Source organism: Finegoldia magna, from assembly GCF_003182075.1.
Lineage (GTDB): Bacteria > Bacillota > Clostridia > Tissierellales > Peptoniphilaceae > Finegoldia > Finegoldia magna.
Map to the genome: position 1 here is coordinate 1 of NZ_QGTH01000017.1, position 21,896 is coordinate 21,896.

General features: G+C 32.7%; 22 protein-coding genes and 1 riboswitch. Of the genes, 3 read left to right on the forward strand and 19 right to left on the reverse strand.

The window, feature by feature from the left end:
- From DES33_RS07190 to DES33_RS07225, 8 genes are all read right to left on the reverse strand, one after another.
- The coding region (locus tag DES33_RS07190) for a helix-turn-helix domain-containing protein (protein ID WP_110058531.1) at positions 1-385 on the reverse strand (385 nt) is incomplete at its 3' end.
- The gene (locus DES33_RS07195) at positions 355-714 is read right to left on the reverse strand and encodes a CRISPR-associated endonuclease Cas3'' (RefSeq protein ID WP_227930611.1); all 360 of its coding nucleotides are present in this window, start codon (positions 712-714) and stop codon (positions 355-357) included. The genes DES33_RS07195 and DES33_RS07190, both read right to left, overlap by 31 nt.
- 12 nt (positions 715-726) lie before the next feature.
- Entirely contained in the window at positions 727-1,530 is an 804-nt protein-coding gene (gene cas5 / locus DES33_RS07200) for a CRISPR-associated protein Cas5 (RefSeq protein WP_227930610.1), read from the reverse strand.
- Positions 1,508-2,389 carry a type I-B CRISPR-associated protein Cas7/Cst2/DevR gene (gene cas7i, locus DES33_RS07205; protein ID WP_094224249.1) on the reverse strand — a complete coding sequence of 294 codons (882 nt, stop codon included), beginning with the start codon at positions 2,387-2,389 and terminating at the stop codon, positions 1,508-1,510. Before cas7i ends, cas5 begins: the two co-directional genes overlap by 23 nt.
- A gap of 22 nt (positions 2,390-2,411) precedes the next feature.
- Positions 2,412-4,181 (reverse strand): Cas8a1 family CRISPR/Cas system-associated protein, encoded by a 1,770-nt coding sequence (locus tag DES33_RS07210; RefSeq protein ID WP_094224248.1) that lies wholly within the window; start codon positions 4,179-4,181, stop codon positions 2,412-2,414.
- A gap of 9 nt (positions 4,182-4,190) precedes the next feature.
- Positions 4,191-4,910, reverse strand: coding sequence for a CRISPR-associated endoribonuclease Cas6 (gene cas6, locus DES33_RS07215; RefSeq protein WP_094224247.1), 720 nt, complete (start codon positions 4,908-4,910; stop codon positions 4,191-4,193).
- Between the two features lie 228 nt (positions 4,911-5,138).
- Positions 5,139-6,749: a hypothetical protein gene (locus tag DES33_RS07220; RefSeq protein ID WP_094224246.1), complete on the reverse strand. Its 1,611-nt coding sequence runs from the start codon at positions 6,747-6,749 to the stop codon at positions 5,139-5,141.
- Complete coding sequence (locus DES33_RS07225) at positions 6,742-7,443, reverse strand: ABC transporter ATP-binding protein (RefSeq protein ID WP_094224245.1); 702 nt, start codon at positions 7,441-7,443, stop codon at positions 6,742-6,744. Before DES33_RS07225 ends, DES33_RS07220 begins: the two co-directional genes overlap by 8 nt.
- A gap of 86 nt (positions 7,444-7,529) precedes the next feature.
- Here DES33_RS07225 and DES33_RS07230 point away from each other — a divergent pair, with 86 nt between their 5' ends.
- Complete coding sequence (locus tag DES33_RS07230; RefSeq protein ID WP_094224244.1) at positions 7,530-8,084, forward strand: CD3072 family TudS-related putative desulfidase; 555 nt, start codon at positions 7,530-7,532, stop codon at positions 8,082-8,084.
- A gap of 57 nt (positions 8,085-8,141) precedes the next feature.
- On the opposite strand, the gene DES33_RS07235 is transcribed toward DES33_RS07230, so the two are convergent.
- The 3 genes from DES33_RS07235 to DES33_RS07245 are packed head-to-tail and all read right to left on the reverse strand — an operon-like array spanning position 8,142 to position 9,863.
- Positions 8,142-8,672, reverse strand: coding sequence for a hypothetical protein (locus DES33_RS07235; protein ID WP_094224243.1), 531 nt, complete (start codon positions 8,670-8,672; stop codon positions 8,142-8,144).
- Positions 8,672-8,974, reverse strand: a complete 303-nt coding sequence (locus DES33_RS07240) for an MTH1187 family thiamine-binding protein (protein ID WP_094224242.1) — start codon at positions 8,972-8,974, stop codon at positions 8,672-8,674. Before DES33_RS07240 ends, DES33_RS07235 begins: the two co-directional genes overlap by 1 nt.
- Before the next feature lie 19 nt (positions 8,975-8,993).
- The gene (locus DES33_RS07245) at positions 8,994-9,863 is read right to left on the reverse strand and encodes a D-alanyl-D-alanine carboxypeptidase family protein (protein ID WP_094224241.1); all 870 of its coding nucleotides are present in this window, start codon (positions 9,861-9,863) and stop codon (positions 8,994-8,996) included.
- 159 nt (positions 9,864-10,022) lie between these two features.
- Here DES33_RS07245 and DES33_RS07250 point away from each other — a divergent pair, with 159 nt between their 5' ends.
- The gene (locus DES33_RS07250; RefSeq protein ID WP_110058532.1) at positions 10,023-10,412 is read left to right on the forward strand and encodes a hypothetical protein; all 390 of its coding nucleotides are present in this window, start codon (positions 10,023-10,025) and stop codon (positions 10,410-10,412) included.
- Positions 10,413-10,455: 43 nt separating this feature from the next.
- Here the strand turns inward: DES33_RS07250 and DES33_RS07255 are convergent, their stop codons facing one another.
- From DES33_RS07255 to pflB, 4 genes are all read right to left on the reverse strand, one after another.
- Entirely contained in the window at positions 10,456-11,625 is a 1,170-nt protein-coding gene (locus DES33_RS07255) for a cation:proton antiporter (RefSeq protein WP_094225160.1), read from the reverse strand.
- A 40-nt stretch (positions 11,626-11,665) separates the two neighbouring features.
- A riboswitch (Fluoride riboswitch) is annotated at positions 11,666-11,740 on the reverse strand.
- Entirely contained in the window at positions 11,737-12,153 is a 417-nt protein-coding gene (locus DES33_RS07260) for a hypothetical protein (RefSeq protein WP_094225161.1), read from the reverse strand. It overlaps the preceding riboswitch by 4 nt.
- 72 nt (positions 12,154-12,225) lie before the next feature.
- Positions 12,226-13,731 carry a pyruvate formate-lyase-activating protein gene (pflA, locus tag DES33_RS07265; RefSeq protein ID WP_094225162.1) on the reverse strand — a complete coding sequence of 502 codons (1,506 nt, stop codon included), beginning with the start codon at positions 13,729-13,731 and terminating at the stop codon, positions 12,226-12,228.
- A 54-nt stretch (positions 13,732-13,785) separates the two neighbouring features.
- Positions 13,786-16,062 (reverse strand): formate C-acetyltransferase, encoded by a 2,277-nt coding sequence (gene pflB / locus DES33_RS07270; protein WP_110058533.1) that lies wholly within the window; start codon positions 16,060-16,062, stop codon positions 13,786-13,788.
- 171 nt (positions 16,063-16,233) lie between these two features.
- Between pflB and DES33_RS07275 the strand changes: the two genes are divergently transcribed.
- A complete protein-coding gene (locus tag DES33_RS07275) occupies positions 16,234-16,746 on the forward strand; it encodes a hypothetical protein (RefSeq protein ID WP_110058534.1) in 513 nt (170 codons plus the stop codon).
- A gap of 15 nt (positions 16,747-16,761) precedes the next feature.
- Here the strand turns inward: DES33_RS07275 and ypfJ are convergent, their stop codons facing one another.
- The 4 genes from ypfJ to murA form a co-directional block, all read right to left on the reverse strand.
- Positions 16,762-17,622 carry a KPN_02809 family neutral zinc metallopeptidase gene (ypfJ, locus tag DES33_RS07280; protein WP_110058535.1) on the reverse strand — a complete coding sequence of 287 codons (861 nt, stop codon included), beginning with the start codon at positions 17,620-17,622 and terminating at the stop codon, positions 16,762-16,764.
- 49 nt (positions 17,623-17,671) lie between these two features.
- Positions 17,672-18,298: a ComF family protein gene (locus DES33_RS07285; RefSeq protein ID WP_110058536.1), complete on the reverse strand. Its 627-nt coding sequence runs from the start codon at positions 18,296-18,298 to the stop codon at positions 17,672-17,674.
- Positions 18,285-20,516 (reverse strand): SF1B family DNA helicase RecD2, encoded by a 2,232-nt coding sequence (gene recD2, locus DES33_RS07290; protein WP_110058537.1) that lies wholly within the window; start codon positions 20,514-20,516, stop codon positions 18,285-18,287. The genes DES33_RS07285 and recD2 overlap by 14 nt, the downstream gene beginning before the upstream one ends.
- Positions 20,517-20,579: 63 nt before the next feature.
- Positions 20,580-21,851, reverse strand: a complete 1,272-nt coding sequence (gene murA / locus DES33_RS07295; RefSeq protein WP_110058538.1) for a UDP-N-acetylglucosamine 1-carboxyvinyltransferase — start codon at positions 21,849-21,851, stop codon at positions 20,580-20,582.
- Positions 21,852-21,896 lie beyond the last annotated feature (45 nt).

Consider the following 21,896-nt stretch of genomic DNA (forward strand, 5'->3'; position numbering starts at 1 on the left):
ATTTTTTATTTGATTTGGTCATTTCTTTTTTAGGCCTTCCTCTTTTATCTTCTAGCCCAGAAAGACCATGTTCTTGATAAGTTTTCTCCCATCTGCATACCATAGATTCATTTACAAGGTCGAAGTGCTCTACAGTCTCTCTAAGCGAAGTATTATTGATTTGCCTATATTGTATTACAGATAACTTAAATTCACTAGTGTAATTATTATTTTTTAACTTTTTAGATAAGTTATCAAATCCTCCAGATTTGTATTTATTTATCCAGTTCCGCATGGTTGAATATGGAATATCATATTTTTTAGCCACACTTTTATGACCCCCTGTTTTTCCTGATAAATATTCTAGTACTAATTTTATTTTAAATTCTTTTGTGTATTTTGGCATACAAAAACCCCTCCATCCGTATTCCGGATTTTGGGGTTCAGGTTATTTCGGAGTTTTTTAGTATCAATAAATAATGTACTTAGTACTCCGTGTGGAAATTCTTCATTATTCGTTATACTATCAGATAAATTTTTATCTACTTTTTTCTGGAAGCTTATTGAAATTTTACCCAAGTCATGATATAAACAAGCATAATACAATAAATCAAAATTAACGTTTATTTTAGGATATATTGATTTTAAAATTTCCAATTGTTTTAAAAGATTATCTGTATGTTGTTGTATAGTTTCTTCTGGATTTGATTTCGCTAAATATCTGTTATGATGCATTCAATTCTCCTTTTATGCAAAAAACACCAAATCTCCCGTATCATCCATTAAAATTTCAAAATCAGAATCTGCGTAAATATGGGATGTGTACAGCACTTCTATTTTATTCCATATTCTAAATTTTTTAGGATTTTTTTTATTTCCGTAATCTACGCTCTCGTAATCTTTGTTCAAGATATATTTTGTACCTCTATGAGGAACTCCTGATTTTGCTTTTGATCTGTAGATTGAATTATTCAAATAGTTGTACTTATCCGAATCAAAATCTTTACTGCTTTCAGAAAATTTTAAAGGAATATATGCGTACATATCTTTATCTAAATACACACTTCTCTCAACATCGCATTCTTTGACTTCAACAATTTTTACATCATCTATTATTACTAAGTCCTCTCTTCTTCCTAAAGATGGATACTCCCACGGCTTTTTAAATGCTTCATAAATTTCTGTTACTTGATCTTCATTTTTTGGCATTACGTGAATAACTAGTTCTACTTGCGAAAGCAACTCAGTGGTAGAAATACCTCGCCCTATTCCATATCCATCGACGTTTATTTGGTGTCTTGATGCTTCAAATTTGTATCCATTTTTGAATTCATATCTAGTGTACAAATCATTAACCTTAGAAACATACTTACCTTTAACGCTTATATTCATTTGTTGATATTGTGTATATCTACACATATTATGAACCATTCCAATTACCGTAGAATAAGGTGGAAGAGGATAAGTTTCTTTTATTTGAAAACTCATTGGTTTTCTATAATTTACTAAATCTTGAAATAAATGTAGTTTAACAGCCTTCATAATATTCATTAACCTTATCTTTAATGACCTTAAAGAATTCAGACATTGATATAGTATTCAATTCATTTTTTATTTGTGAATCATTTTCGAATTTCTTTGATAAAACCGCACAATAAGTTTCTTTTTCTACGCTTTCTGGCATTGCTTCTCTTATTGCTTCAACATCAATGTTTTTATCTTTTACATCTACCAAATTATGGAAAAATGGATTTTTGGTATCATAAACACCGCCAATAACGAATAATGGTTTTAAGTCTTCCCTTCTTCCTCTTATATCTCTATAAAGCATTGATACTGTATCCAACAGTTTATTTACTCTTCGTACTTTTTCTTCTTTTGGAAGATTAATATCATAGACTTCATCTATCCCAATTTGGTCCAAATCACAAGTGATAGTATATTTATATAATGATTTGTGGATTTCAGATTGCGCTAAATTCATGTTTTCAGATAATCTATCCGCTAAACCCTTATTAGTTAGAAAATCCAAATCTCCCTTGTATGTTTCTAATGATGTTGCGTTTGATAATCTAACTTTAGCGCTTCTCTTTTTACCACCAGTATTTTTTTCTGTCTTTAAATATCCAAAAAAGTCTATTTCAGGATACTTCTCAATAGTTGCATCTTTACTAAATTGTACAACCTTTTTTTCGCCTTTTCCTTCAGCACTTACAGGAGCTAAGTCTTCTCCTAATTGCTCAACAATATTATATCTAATGGCTTGTCTAGAAATGTATGAATATTGTTCTCCGTTATTTCTCGCAACTTTCTTTAATGATGCCACATTTCCAATTGATTCTCCATAATTGGCACTTTCAGCCTCAAATATTATTGTTAGTGTTAATCCTTTTGGTTTAAAATTATTCATTTGTATCCTCCTATTTGTTTTCTTATTTATCTTTGTTTTCTTCTTTTATATAGCCTATCATTCCAGTAATAAAAGCATATCCAATATTTTTAAATACTAAATCATCTTCCAAATTCTCAGCAAATATTTTTGGAATACTCTTACCAACATACATATAAGCGTTAATCAACGTATCCATAAAAGAATGCTTGTTATTAGTTTTTAGTGCATTTAACATTCTATAAGCTATGCCGTTAAGCTTTTTATTATATGCTAAATTATTATTCTTTTTATTATCTTCACTTTCACTAGATTCTTGTTGTAATACTTCGTCAATTTCCACTTTACCTTTTCCTGAAATATTGTATGCTTTTTGAAGATAGTACCCAGCAATCCTAGCTTCGTCAACTAAATTATTTTCTAGGTTTTTCACGTAACCTGCCTCCTCTAAATATTTAATATTAATTTTTAATATACTTGAGACAATACCCGCATTATAATACGTACTGTCAGGCATTGATAACTTATAATGAAGTAATTTTTGTACTAACAAAAATTGATTTTGATTATTTAATAACTTTTCCATTACCTCATTGTAGATATACTTATCATTGGAATTTTCGCTATATTTCCCTTGTTTTATCGTATTCAATTCAGTTTTGCAACTGGATATTGTCTCTAATACAACCTTGTTAATTATGTTGAAGTTATATTTTATAGAGTCTTTATCTACATCTCTATAAAATCTAACCACTTGCACATCTGATAGTTCATACTGAGAGTTATCGTTTAAATTCTCATTCATGTTATCTTGTATTGATTTATAAATAGATATTCCCGAATAGCTGTTTTCATGTAACTCAAAATTTATCTTCTTATTAATTTTAATTAGATTGTTCAAATCCATTGAATAATTAATGAAGATTCCTTTATTAAATGCGTAGTTAATACCAGCTGGTACACATGAATACACCAATCTACATATCGGACAGATAGCTACATAATTATTAAAATCCCATACATGAGATGTCTTTCTATTTGTATCAAATCCCATTTCTCGTATAAAACCAATATCTGAATTCAAGTCTTTTATTTTAGAAGAACAAGCTAAACATTGATACTTGTATTTTGCTTTGTTTTTATCGAAGTTTTCTATATATTCTATTGCTGGATTAACAAAATAATCTTGATATTCCTCATACATATCTGGATTTTTGCATTGACGATTTAAAAAGCTGACTCCGTCCCATGCATTTCTAATTATATTGTAAATCGCGTTTTTCGCTCCAATGTATTTAATTGCATCATAGCTTTTAAAATAGTTAATTATTTCTTTCATTGTAGCTATCTGACTTTTTATATCTTCTATTCTATCTAAAACCTTTTCTTTTTTCTTTAGTTTGATTTTTTGAAGTTTTTTTTCTAATAATTCAGGATCTACATTTCTACCTATCAATTTATAAGCACTTTTGTAGCTATTACTTTTTATATATTTCTTGAAATTTTCAATGTTCAAATTAAGTAAATCAAGTTCTTTTTTCTCAAATTTTTCGAAGTCATTTTCAATCCAGTTGTCTAATAATTTTTCTGTGTTAATAATTCTGAATAATGAGAAAGTATCCTTGTAGGTTTCTATCAAATAATTAAAAAACATATCTGAGAATCCTTTTAGCAATTCTACAGGAAATTTTATTTCATCCGAGCTCACTTCTATCTGATCTTTATATCCAGCTTTTTCCAATATATTGTATAAACCACAAATACCAGCATTTTTTAGCCAATCATCAGATCTTATTGTTATTATTTCTCCCAAACTAACCTCCTACATTAAATTCAACATCCCAAAACCTGCTGATTTTAAAGATCCTATTCCGCTTTTATGCAAATGATTAAGAATATATGGTTTTGTTTTAATATCAAATATGCAAAGATTTGATTGAATCCAAATGTCATAGTATTTTATTACTGTTTTCTTACTAGAAATAATTCTCACATCAATATTATCAACATCATACTTAGATTCTGGTAACTCTTCTAAAAGTTGATTTTTTAAATTTCTTATGAAAATTTCCTTCCCTTTTTGATCGCAAATATCATAGTACCAGGTATTTGAGTTGTCTTCGTGATCTCTAATCACTAAAGGTGACATAGTTTTAAAAACTACCTCATTGTCTATAATATTTCTTTCTTTAATCATTTGAATTTGTTTAATAGTTAATTCAATATTTTTGTACAAATAAGGATGTGATTTTCCTTCCACCATAGCATTGTAAAATTCAATGCCAAAAATCATATCAGATGTTGAAAAATACAAAATTATGGTTTTATCTGGAATATTTATGAAATCATTTTCAAACTTTGCGTCTTTTAAATAAAGCGAAAAAGTTGATTTTTTTCTGTCTACATTTCCTTTTTTGTACATTTTTTCATAGAATTCTTTATTGCTTCGTTCTAGATAATGTTTAAAAAATGATAATATCATCCTATTTTTATCTATTGGGATATTTGTAGTATTTAAATCAATACTTATTTTAAATCGCATTTTATTTCGCCTCCTTTTTTATTATTCCCTATATTAGTAATAGTATCACTGAAAAATTAAAAAGTCAACTGGTTTTTTAAAAAAATTTGTGATAAAATATTTTTATTAAAATATACTCATAGTGAAATGTAAATATATTTGTAATTCTTAATTCACAATAAAATCTAACCAAAATGGAAAAACAAGCCTTTCGGCTTGTTTTTTTAATTTAATATTGTATTTTCATTTCTAACTTTTCTTCAAATTAAATGTTTTATCCCCCTTAGCCAACACCAAGAAATATCCTACAACTGTATAAATCACGCAGATTGCCAATGCTACTAATCCTATATTGAAATTCAATTTTATTTGAAGGATTATTATTCCCCAAAAAAGTAATGATTCGAATGTGTTGAGTATTGAGTAGACTACGTTTTTACTTTTGAGTCCTACTGTGAATGGTTGAAGTAGCATGTACATGTAGAGTTGTTTTACTGATTGATACAAGTAAATTATGATGACTGACACTGCGGCTTTTATTAACAAATCTGTTGTGTTTAATTTTGCGGCGAATATCCAACTTATTATCAATAATAACACCAATCCAAATGTAGGTGCGTTGTCTTTTAAATTTTGTTTTATTCTAAAATTTAGTGTGTCTTTTATGTTTTGTTTATTTGCGTAAATCATTTGTTTCATCAAATATCTATCCATATTCAAAAACATAAATCTGTTGAATGATTCTGGAATTGCTATTTGTATTCCGAAATACAACAAGATTATCGGAAATACTGACACTAATATTTTCAAATCGCTTGGTTTTGGATTGATTATGAGTCCTCTTAGTACGATAAATCCAATTACACCAACAGCCAAGATTATCCCTGAACGAATTAGTATCATTTTTTTGTATTTGTGTTTGAATCTGTAGCGGAATAATTTGTTGATGTATTCAATCCCGTTGTAATTATCGTAAATTTTTCCTTTTTCTTGTGCTATTTTTTCGTCGTCGATTTGGTATGCGACTGTGTTGATGTCTTTAAATGTGTTGTCGCGATCGATTATGGATTTGTTTGTGATTTCAATTCTAGCGATGTGTCTGATTTTTTCTGTTTTATGAATGAAAATCGCACCGACAATATATGCAACAATTCCGAAAATAAGCGCGTAAGTTGAATAAAATATTTGTACAAAATATTTGGATTTCGTGCTGTACAACACCAAAAGTCCCATTCCAGATAATAAAATTATCCACATGCAGATGTAGTTTTTAGTTAAGTGTTTGTGACTTTTAGTCGAATACGCACAAATATTTATGTATTTTATTAATTTTCTAAATCCAAGGCAGAATACAGTGATATTCATTGCATTCATTGGGTTGATGTCGAATATAGCGAAAAATATCGCAAATATTATTCCAGAGATTGCAAAACTAATGTCTGACAAATAATCCTGCAAAATCGTGTATTTTTTGGCGTCAAGTTTCAAGGCTTTGACACAAATCGAATCCTCGTTATCGAAACTTACGTACATAAATTGTGAAATCATGCTTCCGATTACAACAGACAAATAAAAGAACGTTATAAGTATATTTTGTTGAATCGTTCCTTTGAAAATCTTTGCAGCTCCTATAACTGCTATTCCATAAACTGCTGCACAGTACAAAATTTTGAAAAATAGTGTCTTAACTACATATGAAATGTAAAAAATCGCAGAATAGCCAAAGCTCAACACGTCATTTCCGTAAATATCCGCAGGAATAATCTTCTTGAAAATTGAAAGTTCACGAAGTTGATACATTGTCTGATTGAGCTTCATCTTCATAACTAATCTCAAATAAGTGCTAAGATAATTACTCATCAGACTCATCCTTTAAAATGTCGTAAAGTTCTGCATCGAATTTGTCATCGTTCTTGTCCAAATCCAATTTTTGTAATTTCTTGTGGTGTAGTAGCACGATTTCTTCGCTCATTTGTTTTGCCAAATCCAACATGTGCGTAGACAAAACAATAATTCTTCCCTGTGATTTCAATTCCATCAGCAATTTTTTGATTTGCGTACTGATTACAACATCCAAGCTTGTCAACGGTTCATCTAATAACAAAACTTTCGGTCTTGAGATGAACAATGTTATCAAAGATATTTTACTTTTCATTCCATGCGAATAATCTTTGATGAGTCTGTTTTGATCTTTCTTGGAAAATTCCATCATTTCCATGTAATCTTCAACCGTTTTTATATCGTTAGGAGAGTTAATATCGCGATAGAATTTGATGTATTCGTAACCTGTTAGAAATTCAGGAAGGAAATTTTCAGAAAAAAGCATTCCTATGTCTTCTTTATCAAGTTTTTCAGTTGAACCTTCATTTTCCAAGTAGAATTCTCCTGAATCAAAATCTATCTCATCGTATAAGACGTTAAACAAAGTTGTCTTTCCGGCTCCATTTCTACCCAAAACAGAAGTGATGACTCCTTCTTTGAATTCGTAATTTACTTCGTCTAGTACCAATTTGTCATCGTATTTTTTAGTCAAATTTTTGATTACTAATTTCATTTTCTCCTCCTGTTTACTAATGTATTAATTATATCACACATTGTAGTGTTTGAAAAATATGCTATAATTATCTTACAGAGGTGCGTATGCAAGAATATAAGAATATAATTTTGGTGTCACATTGTTTATTGAACGAACTTGCTGTTGTAAAAAACGATGCTAGCAGGAAAGATAATTTGAGTTTGATTAAAAATTTAATGAAAATGAACGTTGGAATATTCCAATTACCTTGTCCAGAAAATAGAATGTACGGGCCCAATCGCTGGGGAAGCGTGTACGAACAATTCGACAATAATTTTTACAGACAAACAAGCCGTGATTTATTAAGCCCAATTGTCAACGAAATCTCCGATTATATCAAGGACGGAGTAAATTTTTTGGGAGTTATAGGAATAGACGGTTCTCCTAGCTGTGGAATCGGGCTTACTTGCAAATCAGAAGAATTCAAAGGAGAAATCTCCGCTATAAAAGACATTGCTCATTGTGTAAATTCCGTAGAAATGACAGATGACAAGGGAGTCTTCATGGAAGAATTGGAAAAATTATTCGAAAACAAAAATATCGAGTCAAAATTTTACGGCTATAATGACAGAAACGTAGATGAAATAACAGAAAAAATCGAACAATCTATAAAAAAATAACGCATTCAAAAACTGTGTGAAGTCAAATTCACACAGTTTTTTATTGAAATTAAATTATCAGCTGAACAAATTATAAAACACATTCGTCGGTATCAAAAACAGATACGGTGCTGTTATTATTGCCAATGTCAAAGAAACTTTTTTGATTTGAGATTCTGACAAATCAGTATTTCTGAATGAAAATTTGCGGTTGAATATATACACCAAAAATCCTGCAAACATTACTGCTAGAACCATAACCAAAATTCCCCAAGGCGTTTCGTAATAATCGTTCATTATCGGAATTGAAATATTATCGTAGAACCATTTTGCAATATTATTTCTTGTTCCATTAATCCCGAATGATAAAACCATCAATACCGCCGTAGCGATAATGTCTGCGACAAATCCAAGTGCAACTGTTTTTGCGATCGATTTTTTTATAACCTCCATCGGTTTTTCTATTTTAATTAATTTCAACGCCAACAAAGTTACCAAGAAATCCACTAATATATTCAACGGTACAATCCCAACCCAAGTTACTGGATAAAGCCACACAATCCAGACTGGAAATATCAAATTGTACAGTTTTACAGATTTTTTGTTCATTATTTTAATTTTTTATTTACAGAGTCTAATTTTTGCTCAAATGATGCATCCTTATCTCTTCTGTCATCAATTTTAATCACAGAATACACTCTGTCAACTCCTTCTTTAAATACAGATTCTTGCATATCGCGAACAGCTTTCAATAATTCGTCGATATCTCCTTGCATAACAGTTCCCATTGGATTCAATTCAACTTTTATATTTTCTTTATTTCTTACATTGTCATAAGCTTTTGCAACGTATTGTGATAAACTTGTAGTTTGTGTTCCTATTGGAACTAATGTTAATTCTAAAATAGCCATTGTAATCTCCTTATAAATCTTATAAATTCTTCAAAATCTTAATCGTATCTTGGATTTGTCCATCTCCAGGATTTTTAATATCGTCAAAATCAACACCCATTACAATAATGATGTATTTCTTGCCATTTTTTTCGGACAAAGTTGCCCAACAAAGCCCTGCTTTTTCCGTAGTACCACTTTTGCCGCCAATAATTTTGAAGCCATCTTGATCATAATCTTTCAATCTACCAAGAACTGTACTTTCGATTTCAATTCCTTTTGGATGATCCAAAGTTTTAGTAGAAATGTACTTATTGGTCGTGAAAATCTTGTAGAATTTTTCATTTTTCAATGAATTTTTCAACAAAAACGCCATATCTTTTGCACTTGAATAATGATCATCCTCATCCATTCCCTCAGGATTTTTGAAATTCGTATTAGTTAATTCCATATTCTTTGCGTTTTCGTTCATTAAATCCACAAATTTTTCCTTGGAACCACTTGCATTAATAGCCAAGCTGTCTGCACATTCTCCGGCAGAGGCAAGCATAGTACCATACAACAAATCGTCGAATGTTGTGGGTTCGTTGCCATAAAAACCTGCCATTGAAGCGTTTTGTGCAACAAGTTTTTGGTAGCTTTTCTTATCTATCGGAGCTTTTTTATCAAAATCTTCAATTTTTCCTATAGCTGTATACACCGTCATCATCTTGGTTAAAGACGCAGGATACACTTTCTTGTCTGGATTTTTGGAGAAAATTTCCTTCTCATCATCAATTGAGTAAACGTAAATACAATCCGCATTAAAACTAAGCTTGTCAAATTTATTCTCGTTTGCAAATTTGAAAATGAAGAACACTCCAACGACAATCAACAGAGTAATCCCTGCTATCTCAAGTTTCTTTTTCATAATTCACCCCATTTGTTCATTTCAATTATACCACTAATTTTTTCAAATAAATCTCATTTGACATATCTTAACATTTTTATCTTGACATTATTTTTTATTTTGATATGATTTAGGTAAATAAATGATTTAGTTAATTAATTATATATCAGAGGTGTTTTAATGAAAAAAATAATAATATTCGTAATGATATTCGTATTGATAATTTTCCTATTAATATATTTCTTTCATACAACTAAAAAAGAAAAAAAAGTAGTACTATTGGGAGTAGAATGTGAGATAATAGACGTTAATAGATCCGACAAAACACTTACAATTATAGGTGCTGAAGGTGGCAGAAAAATTATTCAACAAGAGTCAAAAATTGACTGCAAAGATTTAGAAAAAGATGGCAAAATAGTAGAATTTAATTCCTCGAACCAACCAAAGATTATAAAATTTGATGATTTAAAACAATCTGACAGGATTAAAATAAATATAGATGAAAAACAACTACAAAACAATAATGAATTTTTGAAAGTAAAACAAATCGAATTGATAAACAAAAACTAGAATAAATTGGCTCCAAACGCCAATTATTCTAGTTTTTTAATTTTTATCTTGTTAACAATTTCTTATACAAATTATCCACCATTATCGCTCCAAATGGTGCAGTAATCAAAATAGAAATAACCGCTACAGTCAATGCCATATCCCCCACTTTCAATCCCATAGATAGAGGAATTGCACCGATTGCTGCTTGAACAGTCGCTTTTGGAGTGTAGGCTATCATGCAGAATAATCTTTCTTTTGGTGTTAATTTTGTTTTCAAAACAGATGTGTACACTCCAATCATTCTGAAAATCAAAGCACAAATAACCAAAACGACCACCATGATTCCAGAATTTATCGCGTATTTTACATTAACAGTCGCTCCTACTAATACGAACAAGAATATTTCTGCGCCAACCCATAATTTATTGTATTTTTCTGATAATCTTTCAGCCAAATCTTCGTAAATCTTCTTCACAACCATGGACATCGTCATTATTGCGATAAGTCCCGAAAATGGAATCGGTGTTATTTTTTCCAATTCTAACAATAAGAACGAAATACTCAATACAATCAACACTTTCACAGTGTCACGCATGTGAAATTTCTTGAAAAATTTCACCAACAAAAATCCTATTCCGGCTCCTACGACACTTCCTATCAAAATAGAAAAAGGAATGGCGATGAATTTGAACACATTGATGTCTCCTGTTTGCGCGAGAGATGTCAGCGAGGTGAACACAACTATGCAGAACACATCGTCGCAGCTACTTCCTGCCAAGATAAGTTGTGGAATTTTGTGTTCATCTCCGTAGCCTTCTTCAATTAGTCGTATCATTCGTGGAACGACAACTGCAGGAGATACCGCAGCGATTATCGATCCGATTATAAATGCATCCAACACATCCACCTTCAAAAATATCGGTGCTAATATTCCCACAGCGCACATTTCAAAAACTGCCGGCACGAAACACATTAACACCGCCGGTCGTCCGATTTTTTTCAAATCGTCAATGTCCAGTGACAACCCCGCACGAGTCAATATAATCACAAGTGCAATAGTTCTAATTTCAGATGAAATATCCAAAATTTTCTTGTCAATCAGATTCATGGCGAACGGTCCGAGAGTTATTCCCACGATTAAGAATGCCAATATAGGTGGCAATTTTATTTTTTTGAAAAATTTCCCCAATATCAACGACAAAATAATTATAATTGCTATACTTTTTAACATAATTCCTCCATTTATATAATAAAAAAGCTGATGAGATCTGTAAAAAACAGAAGTCATCAGCAAAATTTTTGCGTTTTAGTTAATAACAAGGGAGCACTTCATTCCCCACATCTATTTCCATGAAAGTTCAAACTTACCACATGCTTTGTTGTAGTTAAAAACCAAGCGGTATTTCTCGGATTCGTTCAAATAATCAGAAGAATATCCATTCATCTTGTTTAATTCGAACACTTTGTTTCCCAATGAATCTATAAGGCTAACAGTAACGTTGCCGCTTTCCAATTCATTGTCCAATTTAAAATCGTAAAACCCACTTTTTTTGACTTTGAACACTTTTGTAGCTTTACCGCTAGTTTTTTTCAAACTTGCGTGGATATTGTCCTCCAAAATCCCATGTGTCTGATAAAACCACAAGGCAGACATGCTCCTAAAATATCCAACTCCATTCATATACATAAAGTATACCACTGCAACAATTGCAATTACCGAAAAAATAATTAATGAGCTCGGCTCACCGGGTAAATCCATAATAAAAAATCCTCCATATATTTCAAAATTTCTGATAATAATATACCACAACATCAAATTTTTTACAATAAACTACAACACCAATTCTTCTAATATTTTGACATTTTTAATCACAATGACCTTGCTTCCTATCAAATCGATATATCCAAGCTTTTTGAACTCACCTAGTTTTCTAGTAATAGTTTCTCTTGTTAGCCCAGAATAATTTCCAAGTTCTTCTCTGTTCATCGCAAGGTCTAGCCTTATTCCGTCCTTAGTTTCCACGCCCATTGTATCTTTTAATCGTAATAAAAGCGCCGCAGTTTTCATAGTAGCATTGCTAGTGGATAATCTTTGCACCAAATCTTCTGCAAGTCTAATTCTTTCGAAACTTTTCTTCAAAATTTTAGTAAGGGCAAGTGGTGAATTTATCAAATATTTATTGAAAATATCCCTAGGAATCATTATAACTTCACAGTCTGTCAACGCTTGACCCATGTAGATGTATTCCACATCTTCCAAAATATTATGACCACCCACAAAATCATTTTCGTGATACAAATACAAAATTTGTTCTCTTCCATCAATCGTATTGTGAAAAACTTTTATCGTACCTTTGTGGATTACATACATGTTTTCGGCAGAATCTCCAGGCTTAAAGATGTAGTCTTCTGCTTTTAATTTCAAAAACTTCAACTTGTCGATTACCTCATCGTAATCCACATCGTCAATTCCCTTGAAAAGCTCCACATCTTTTATAGCTTCCAACAAGTATTTTTTATCATCTTCCATATTAAATTGCTCCTCTGTTATTTTCCTAGCTTGAAAATTCAAAGCTTCATCACGTCTGCTGTCGCTTACGGTTTTCGCAAATTGTGCATTAACGTATTTTTCAAATTTTTCTGCAACTTTTTTATCCATCGCTTCGACATTTTCAAGGAAGTATTTCCTACCCAAATTTTTGTATTTATATACTCCACCTAAATGATATGGTAAAATTTCAATTCTTTCAACCATATTTTTTATTTTTCCTAAAGATTCTACAAACTTATCCATTTCTTCGTAGTTATCAGTAAATCCAGGAACCATGACATGTCTAGCCCAAATATTTCCACAAAAACCATTAGATTCTAAATTATTTACAAATTCTAGGAAATTCTTCTCTTCCATAAATGTAATTTGCTTGTACAATTTGGAGTCGAAAGCTTTGAAATCAAGTAGCATTGTGTCGATATAAGGAAGAATTTCTGAGTAGTATTTTTTATCGCCAACTCCAGATGTATCCAAGCAAGTGTTGAATCCTTCTTGTTTGAGTCTTTTCACCAATTCTTTTAAGAATTCTCCCTGCAACATAGGTTCTCCTCCAGAAATCGTGACTCCACCTTCTTGTCCGTGATATGGCTTGTATCTTTTCGCTATTTTTATAATTTCATCTACAGTGTATTCTTTTCCACCATGTATATTTTGAGAATCTGGATTGTGGCAGTAAACGCATTTCAATGGACAACCTTGCAAGAAAAATATAGTTCTGTTTCCCGGTCCATCGACAAGTCCCATAGTTTCGATAGAATGCACGTAACATTTTATTTCATTGTCCATAATTTTCTCCCATCGTCAAAAAGAGCATACGAATATGCCCTTAATAAAATTTATTTATACAAACTCATGGAATGTTCTGTTGATTACATCTAGTTGATGTTCGCGGTCCAATTGGTTAAATCTTACAGCGTATCCCGAAACTCTTATAGTTAAGTTTGGATATTTTTCTGGATTTTCCATCGCGTCTTCCAACAATTCACGATCCATTACGTTAACGTTCAAATGGAAAGCGTCTTGGTTGAAATATCCATTCATGATATTTGTCAAGTTTGTTATTCTTTCTTCTTCGTTTTTTCCAAGTGCATTTGGAATGATTGAGAAAGTATTTGAAATACCGTCTTGATTTACGTTCTTGTAAGGCATTTTTGCTACAGAGTTCAATGAAGCAAGTGCTCCTGATTTGTCTGCGCCATTCATTGGGTTTGCTCCTGGTGCAAATGGTTCGCCTTTTTTACGTCCGTCTGGTGTGCTACCAGTTTTCTTACCGTAAGTTACATTTGATGTGATTGTCAACAAACTCAAAGTGTGTTCTGCATTTCTGTAAGCTTTTGTTTTTCTCAAAGATTCTATGAAATATTTGCTTATAGATATTGCCAAATCATCTGCCCTATCATCGTCATTTCCGTATCTTGGGAAATCTCCTTCAACTTCAAAATCAACAGCCAATCCGTTTTCATCTCTGATTGGTTTTACTTTCGCATATTTTATCGCTGACAATGAATCTGCAGCAATCGCAATTCCTGCAATACCAAAAGCGATAAATCTGTGAACTTCTGGGTCGTGAAGAGCCATTTGTCCTTTTTCGTAAGCGTATTTATCGTGCATGTAGTGAATTGTGTTCATAGCATTCACATAAACTTTCGCAAGTTTATCGATAACTTTTTTGTAGTTAGTAACAACTTTATCGTAATCCAAAATTTCAGAATCGTCTCTTTCAATTCCGTCTATTACAGTTACGATCTCGCCTGTTTTCTTGTCTCTGTAAACTTCGTCAACTCCACCATTAATTGAATACAAAAGCGCCTTTGCAAGGTTTGCTCTCGCTCCGAAATATTGCATTTGTTTTCCAACTTGCATTGCAGATACACAACATGCTATTGCGTAATCGTCGCCGTAAACATCACGCATTACATCGTCGTTTTCGTATTGAATGGAAGCTGTTTTGATACTCATCATTGAACAGAAATCCTTGAAAGCGCGTGGTAAATTATCTGACCACAAAACTGTCATGTTTGGTTCTGGTGATGTGTCGATATTGATTAAAGTGTGCAAAAATCTAAATGAAGTTTTCGTAACCAAAGTTCTTCCGTCAACGCCCATTCCACCGATTGATTCTGTAACCCAAGTAGGATCTCCAGCGAATAATTCATCGTATTCAGGAGTACGTAAATGTCTAACCATTCTAAGTTTGATGACTAATTGATCTACCAATTCTTGTGCGTGGTCTTCATCCAAAATCCCTTTGTCCATATCTCTTTTGATATAAATATCTAAGAACGCTGTGTTTCTTCCGATTGACATCGCAGCTCCGTTGTTTTCTTTTACAGCTGCCAAATATCCAAAATACAACCATTGGACAGCTTCAGTCGCATTCATTGCTGGTCTTGATATATCAAATCCATAACTCATCGCCATGTCTTTTATTTCGTCAAAAGCTTTGATTTGTTCAGAAAATTCTTCACGTCTACGAATGATTTCTTCAGTAGCATCTCCTGTCAAATTTTCCTTGTCTCTTATTCTCATAGCTTTCAAATAATCTATACCATACAAAGCAATTCTTCTGTAGTCGCCGATAATTCTTCCTCTTCCGTAAGCATCAGGAAGTCCTGTCAACAAACCAGCTGATCTGAAAGTTCTCATTTCTTTTGTGTAAGCGTCAAATGTTGCTTGGTTGTGTGTTTTTCTGTATTCATTGAATTTTTCTTTGATAACTGGATCCATTTCCAAATCATAAGCTTTCAAAGAATTTTCAACCATTCTGAAACCACCATATGGATTCATAATCCTTTTCATAGGTTCGTCTGTTTGTAATCCAAAAACAACTTCATTGTCTTTGTCGATATATCCTGCATCAAAGTTATTAATTCCGCTGAATCTTTCAAGATCAACCTTGATTTTCTTGGATTTTACTTCCTCAACGATCATATCGTTTACTTCGTTCCACAAAGTTTTAGTTTTTTGTGTTGGACCTACTAGGAAAGAATCGTCCCCTTCGTATGGAGTGTAGTTTTGTTGAATAAAATCTCTGACATTGATTTCATCTGCCCAGTCTCCATCATTGAAACCTTCCCAAGCTTTTTTGAATTGTTCATTATCGAATAAATTGCTCATACATATCTCCTTTTCTTATTCATAATGTTATATTAAGTATATGTTAAAAAAGTTTTAAATACTGTGATTATAATCACTCTGTGATAATTTTTATCATAGAATTCTTACAATCTTTCAATATTGCTTGTAAATAAGTAAAAAATAGGATATATTTTAATTACGGAGGGTTTTATGAGAATAAAAATATCTAACAGTAAACTAATAATTCTAGCAATTCTAACATTTGTGATAGAAACAATCGCTATTGTTGCGACTCAAAATCTCACAGGAATCAATAGAATTTTCATTATAATTTCATTTACATTAATCACAACGTTCGCACTTTTTCTAAGTTATATCTTGATTCAAGTGCTTTACAATATGATAATGGATAGAAAAATCGCCGGCGAAATCAGAAAATACATGCTGGATTACGAACAAAATGGAAATTTGGACAAATTATTTCAAAATTTCAAAAAAATAAAAGACAAACCAAAAACAGATTACGCAAAAAGCTTGTATTATTTTAACTTGGCGATTGCCTATGTGGAAGATCACCAATTCCAAAAAGCACGAGAAGTATTACAAAAATCCACATTTCAAAAACACAACCAATCATTTAATCAGATTTTCAAAATGCTTTTAAATGATATCGACAAACACGAAAAAGAATACAACGAAACCAAAAAGACGCCAGAAAATTAATTCTGGCGTCTTTTGTTATTGTATTCTAAGTCCCATTTCACCGAATGTATCTGCGTGGTCAAAATCGTGGTATTTAAATCCTCGTTGGAACCATTCGTTTCTAAGTTCAGATGATCCGTGAGTGAATTTTTCTGGTTGGACATATCCTTGTCCCATTTTTTGAATGTGATCGTCGCCGACACTTTGAACTGCACTTATCGCTTCTTCAATATCTCCTTCTTCCAAGTAGCCTTTCTCTTTAATATAATAACTGAACACTCCTGCAAAATAATCTGCTTGTGTTTCCAAAGCTACGGAGTATTTATTGGCATCTTTTTCATTTAATCTACGTTGAATATTGTGAACTCTATCCAAAATTCCTAGTTCTTTTTGGACGTGGTGGCCAACTTCATGCGCCAGTACATAAGCCATCGCATAATCTCCACCGTCAGCTCCAAGCTTTTGAGTCAACATGTTATAAAAAGTTACGTCCATGTAGATTGTTTGATCCAGTGAACAATAAAACGGCCCTACGTTTTTGTCAGCATTTCCGCAACCTGTAGACACTGCTCCTTCAAAGAAATGAAGCTTTGGTTCTTCGTAATTTTTGTTTATTTCAGAAAATTTTTCGTGCCACACATCTTCTGTGTCTTTCAACACAACACTTAGCATCTTTTCAGCTTCTTCAACTTCCTTGCTGCTAGCTTTTTCAGAATTGTTAACTTGTTGTTCTTGCTGTGTTCTGTTTTGTTCATTGATAATATCTCGTGGATTTCCTCCAAACAAAGAATACACAATCACAAGCAAAAGCAGTCCGACGCCACCGATTTTAACCGGTCCTCCACCGGAAGAACCTCTGCTTACATTTGAACTTCCTTCTCTACCTCGCCATTTCATATTTTGCCCCCAATATATTAATCTTTCGTTAAATTATTTATACCCATTTTTAATATTTTTCATTAGATCTGCTAGACACTGCGACAAATTTCAAATCCACATACTTTTCATTCAAAGTTTTCTTGATTTCTCTTAAAGTGTTTTTCGTCGTCACAATATCATCCAAAACCAGAATTTTCATATCCGACACATCAGCATTCATCTTAAACGCTCCTTGTAGGTTTTCAATTCTTTGAAGCTGCGATAAATTATGCTGAATTTTGGTTTCCTTCACTTTTACAATCGCATCTTGCAAATACTCCATGTCCAAATTCTTTGCCACTTCCTTTGCAATCTCGTGAACGTGATCAAACCCACGTTTATTTATCGTAGATTTTGTCGAAGGAACTATGAGCAAAGTGTAGTCTTGTAAATTTTTTTGCTTTATTTTATCAGCCACTGCATCTGCCAAGAAATATTTCACAACTTGTTTGCGGCTAAGCTTGTAATCGTAGATGAGTTTCTTCGTCAAGCCCTGATGAAGTAATGGAAAATAGCAATCCGTCCCGTCGATATCCCTGTAGCCGTCCACAAAAACCAATTTGTCAAAGCAATCTTCGCACAACAAATATTTGTACTGTTTTTTCTCGTGACAAATTATACAACGCTTTTGAAATAATAAACTAAAATCCCTCATCTTCGAATATCTCTCTCATCATTTCTTGTTCGTCATCATCTATGTCAAAATCCATGTATTGTTTGATTCTCCTGTCCAGTCCAGAATTTCTCTTCATTATTTTATTGTTAGATATCATTTGTCTCAAAATTTTAAGGCTTCCAACCAAAACGACTATTTCTCTCGCTCTTGTGATTGCGGTGTAGAGCAAATTTCTCGTCAACAACATAAAAGGAGCTTGTGTGACTGGAATTACAACAATCGGAAACTCACTTCCTTGTGATTTGTGAATAGTAATCGCATAAGACAACGTCAAACCGTCACATTCTTTTTTCGTGAAACTTGCAGTTTTATCGTCAAACAACACATCAATCGTCTCATCAATCGGATCAACGTATGTAACTCTTCCTATATCTCCGTTGAAAACGCCCATCGAATCATCATCAATAAATTCCTTCGTGTACTCATTTTTGATTTGCATAACTTTGTCGTTGAGCCTGAAAATCCTGTCTCTTTGTTCGATTTCTTCTGTCATCGGAGTTTTGGGATTCAAAACTTCTTGCAAAGAAGCATTTAATTCCTTCGTTCCACAGCTAGATTTTTTCATCGGAGTTAAAACAATTATATCGTCAAACTCATCTTTTTTGTAAAAATTTGGTAGTCTCTGTGCACACAAATCCAGAATTGTCTGTTTGGCACGTTCTGGATCATTTTCTTCTATAAAGAAAAAATCCTTGCCCTTTTCATTCAAAATAGGAAACTCTCCGTTGTTAATCCTGTGCGCATTCACAATAATATTGGAGTTTTGAGCTTGACGGAAAATTTTAGTAAGTTTTATCGTAGTGATTTCTCCGCATTCTATCAAATCGTTAAGCACATTTCCAGCTTGTACACTTGGAAGCTGGTCACAATCTCCCACAAAAACTACTCTCGTGTTAGAATCCAACGCTCTCAATAAACTATCCGCTATGAAAATATCCATCATACTAGCTTCATCTATGATTATCAAATCACAATCTATAGGATTATCTTCGTCGTGATCAAAAATCGTTCCATTTTCAACTGGAATGTATCCCAGAATTCTGTGAATAGTCTTCGCTTCTTCGTTGCAGCTTTCAGAAAGCCTCTTAGCTGCACGACCAGTAGGCGCTGCAAGAATTATATCCTTATCATTATTCTTGAAAATTTTCGTAATATTGTTGATTATCGTGGTTTTACCAGTACCAGGTCCACCCGTAATTATCAACATTTTTTCGGTCATAGATTTCTTGATGGCTTCGATTTGCAATTCATCCAAGTGTTCTGATTCTAGTTTTGAAAGCTCGTATTCCACATCGAACTCATCTTCTATTTCGCTGTTCAAAATATTTGCAATATTCATCGCACATCTCATCTCTGATTTTTCGATTTGTGGAAGGTAGACTCTGTTCTCATCACCAGTATCATCGATTGCAATAATTCCATTTACGATCAAAGATTCCAACGTTTCCTGTCTGTTTTTGATTTCAATATCAAGAAGTTTTTCCACTCCAGCTATCAAATCATCTTCGACTACGTAGCAATTCCCGTTAGAATTTGCTTCCTTCTCCATAAAATATTTGAATGCAGCCTTAATTCTAAAAGGAGAATCTGGTTCAATGTCAATCCTCTGTGCAATGATATCCGCCGTTCTAAACCCAATTCCCCTAATATCATCAATCAAAGTGTATGGATTTTGCATGATAATCTTTTTAGTATCTTCCTTGTAAAAATCAGAAATAATATTTGCTTGATGAAGACTTAGTCCCAATGATTGCAAATACAAGAAAATCTCTGCGTATTCTTTTTTCTCGTCGAGTGATTCTTTTATTTTTTTGTAGTTTTTCTTACCAATTCCTTTGACTTGTAATAATTTGGATGGAGAATTTTTCAAAATTTCCATTGTATCTTCGCCAAATTCTTCTACGATTCTTCTTGCAGTCGTCTCTCCAATTCCTTTAATCAAACCACTTTGAAGATAATTTATAATATTGTACATGCTAGGCTTACTGGATCTTTCAACGAAAATTATGTTGTATTGTTCGCCATATTTCGGATCTTGAACTTTATTTGCCTCAATATTCAAGAAATCTCCCGGCATAACCTTGAAACTATTGCCCTTGATAATTCTCTCTTCACCGTCTTTGTCTACAGAAAAAATCCTGAAACCATTGGACTCGTTTTCAAATATTATATTTTTGACAGTTGCTGAAAATTTCATACACTCACCTACAAAAAAGAGGGTTGTTCATTCAAATAACAATCCCTCTGTTTATATAATTTATTAATCTTCGATTTCAATTCTTTCGATATTTGCTCCTAATTTCTTGAATTTCGAAACAATATCGTCATATCCTCTGTCAATATGATAAATGTCTGTTACATTTGTAGTGCCATCTGCCACAAGTCCAGCCAAAATCAAAGCCGCTCCAGCTCTCAAATCTGTAGATTTAACAGTAGCACCTTGAAGAGAATCGACTCCAGCAATGCTCGCTTCATTTCCTTCAGTTGCAATAGCAGCGCCCATTTTTTGAAGTTGTTCCACATGCATAAATCTATTTTCAAAAACAGTTTCTTCTACACTACTTTGACCCTTGCATACAGTCATCAACGCCATAAATTGCGCTTGCACATCTGTAGGAAAACCAGGATATGGTAAAGTTTTAATCTTCGTTCCTTTTAATCTGCCAGTCGATATAACTCTGATAGAATCTTCGTCCTCGTTTTCAATAACCTCGCAACCAACTTCACGAAGCTTTGCAATAATCGGCATAATATGAGATGAAATACAATTTTTCACAGTAACATCTCCACGTGTAATCGCACTTGCCACCATAAAAGTCGCAGCTTCGATTCTATCTGGAATAATCGTGTGTCTTGCACCGTGTAATTTGTCAACGCCGACAATTCTAATTGTAGAAGTACCAGCGCCACGAACCTTCGCTCCCAATTTGTTCAAGAAACTTGCCAAATCTACAATTTCCGGTTCCTTTGCAGCATTTTCGATAACAGTTTCTCCCTTTGCCATCGTAGCTGCCATCATAATATTTTGAGTCGCACCAACACTAGGAAAATCCAAATAAATTTCCCCACCAATCAAACCATCTTTTGCGATAGCTTCTATCTTTTCGTCAGTCGATTCAATCTCAGCACCCAATGCCTTGAATCCTTTTAAATGCAAATCCACAGGTCTCGAACCAATCGCACATCCACCTGGCAAATACGTTTTGGTTTGACCAAGTCTTGTCAACAAAGGTCCCATTACCAAAAATGAAGCCCTCATCTTGTTCATCAATTCGTGTGGAGTCACAGAATTATTGACATTGCTACTATCTATCTCAACCTTATTCTTATCCAAATAAGTTACTTTTGATCCCAATTCTTCTAAAACTTTTAATATAATTGAAACATCCTTTAACTTTGGAACATCTTCTAAAATTATCGGTTCAGTTCCTAAAAGAGATGCTGCTATAATAGGAAGCGCTGAGTTTTTGGCTCCGTCAATCTTGACCTCGCCTTTCAAATTTAAACTTTTTTTTACTTGTATAACTTCCAAAATAACCTCCATCAGTCATTCGTTTTTCTTATTTATATATAAAAT

Coding starts and splice junctions, on each gene's coding strand:
- pflA (WP_094225162.1), bottom strand. CDS start 13,731: ATGGACAATGAAATAAAATGTTACGTGCATTCTATCGAAACTATGGGA.
- pflB (WP_110058533.1), bottom strand. CDS start 16,062: ATGAGCAATTTATTCGATAATGAACAATTCAAAAAAGCTTGGGAAGGT.
- DES33_RS07220 (WP_094224246.1), bottom strand. CDS start 6,749: ATGAGTAATTATCTTAGCACTTATTTGAGATTAGTTATGAAGATGAAG.
- recD2 (WP_110058537.1), bottom strand. CDS start 20,516: ATGAAATTTTCAGCAACTGTCAAAAATATAATATTTGAAAACGAGTCC.
- DES33_RS07250 (WP_110058532.1), top strand. CDS start 10,023: ATGAAAAAAATAATAATATTCGTAATGATATTCGTATTGATAATTTTC.
- DES33_RS07255 (WP_094225160.1), bottom strand. CDS start 11,625: ATGTTAAAAAGTATAGCAATTATAATTATTTTGTCGTTGATATTGGGG.
- cas5 (WP_227930610.1), bottom strand. CDS start 1,530: ATGAATATTATGAAGGCTGTTAAACTACATTTATTTCAAGATTTAGTA.
- cas6 (WP_094224247.1), bottom strand. CDS start 4,910: ATGCGATTTAAAATAAGTATTGATTTAAATACTACAAATATCCCAATA.
- DES33_RS07230 (WP_094224244.1), top strand. CDS start 7,530: ATGCAAGAATATAAGAATATAATTTTGGTGTCACATTGTTTATTGAAC.
- DES33_RS07225 (WP_094224245.1), bottom strand. CDS start 7,443: ATGAAATTAGTAATCAAAAATTTGACTAAAAAATACGATGACAAATTG.
- DES33_RS07260 (WP_094225161.1), bottom strand. CDS start 12,153: ATGGATTTACCCGGTGAGCCGAGCTCATTAATTATTTTTTCGGTAATT.
- DES33_RS07235 (WP_094224243.1), bottom strand. CDS start 8,672: ATGAACAAAAAATCTGTAAAACTGTACAATTTGATATTTCCAGTCTGG.
- ypfJ (WP_110058535.1), bottom strand. CDS start 17,622: ATGAAATGGCGAGGTAGAGAAGGAAGTTCAAATGTAAGCAGAGGTTCT.
- DES33_RS07245 (WP_094224241.1), bottom strand. CDS start 9,863: ATGAAAAAGAAACTTGAGATAGCAGGGATTACTCTGTTGATTGTCGTT.
- DES33_RS07195 (WP_227930611.1), bottom strand. CDS start 714: ATGCATCATAACAGATATTTAGCGAAATCAAATCCAGAAGAAACTATA.
- DES33_RS07240 (WP_094224242.1), bottom strand. CDS start 8,974: ATGGCTATTTTAGAATTAACATTAGTTCCAATAGGAACACAAACTACA.
- cas7i (WP_094224249.1), bottom strand. CDS start 2,389: ATGAATAATTTTAAACCAAAAGGATTAACACTAACAATAATATTTGAG.
- DES33_RS07285 (WP_110058536.1), bottom strand. CDS start 18,298: ATGAGGGATTTTAGTTTATTATTTCAAAAGCGTTGTATAATTTGTCAC.
- DES33_RS07275 (WP_110058534.1), top strand. CDS start 16,234: ATGAGAATAAAAATATCTAACAGTAAACTAATAATTCTAGCAATTCTA.